The organism is Streptomyces poriferorum, from assembly GCF_019399235.1.
GTDB lineage: Bacteria > Actinomycetota > Actinomycetes > Streptomycetales > Streptomycetaceae > Streptomyces > Streptomyces poriferorum.
Map to the genome: position 1 here is coordinate 1 of NZ_JAELVH010000609.1, position 641 is coordinate 641.

Here is a 641-nt window from a genome sequence, read left to right on the forward strand (position 1 = left end):
TGCTCCGCGGGCTCGGCCGGCTGCGGAGCGGCGGGCGCGGTCGCGGCCTCGGCGGCGCGTGCGGCCGATGCGGCCTTTCGGCTGTGCACCAGGATCCCGATGAAGCCGGCGATGAACCCGCTGATCAGGCCCGATATCGCGTGGTTGAGCGCGTTGACCGATTCGCTGTCCGGGAGGCCGACGGCGGCGTAGTTCACCGCCGCGCTCATCACCGCGCCCATCAGGCCGCCGATGACGCCGCTGATGACGGCGCCGCGTACGGGCGAGGGCGGTGTGGCCGGTGTGGCCGGGGCGGAGGCGGGAGCGGGAGTGAGCGGTGCGGTCATCGTCGAGGGCCCTCCAGACAGGCTGCGATGAGAGACCGGGAGCGGCTTGCGGGGCGCGTTGGCTGCGCGTCCGGGGCCTGCTCGCACGGGCAGCCCACCAGTCCGGGGGATGCAGCAGTTACCTTGCGGCAGAACACGTGTTCCTTGCAACACCTTCTCGTTTTGAACACGTTGACGCCCCGGTGGAAACCGTCCGCGGGAGGCGGGCTGTTCTCTGCCGCCGGTACATCGGCAAGGCGGCGACAGGGATGGTTTGTTCGGGTTTGCCGACGTGAATCCACCCTCCATGCGCTTTGGTTGGCGGGTGGGCGCGCC

At 70.7% G+C, this 641-nt stretch carries 1 protein-coding gene; it reads right to left on the bottom strand.

Going from position 1 to position 641, the window contains the following annotated elements; translation table 11 throughout:
• The coding region (locus JGS39_RS40005; RefSeq protein ID WP_236066151.1) for a hypothetical protein at positions 1 to 326 on the bottom strand (326 nt) is incomplete at its 3' end.
• Positions 327 to 641: the final 315 nt, after the last annotated feature.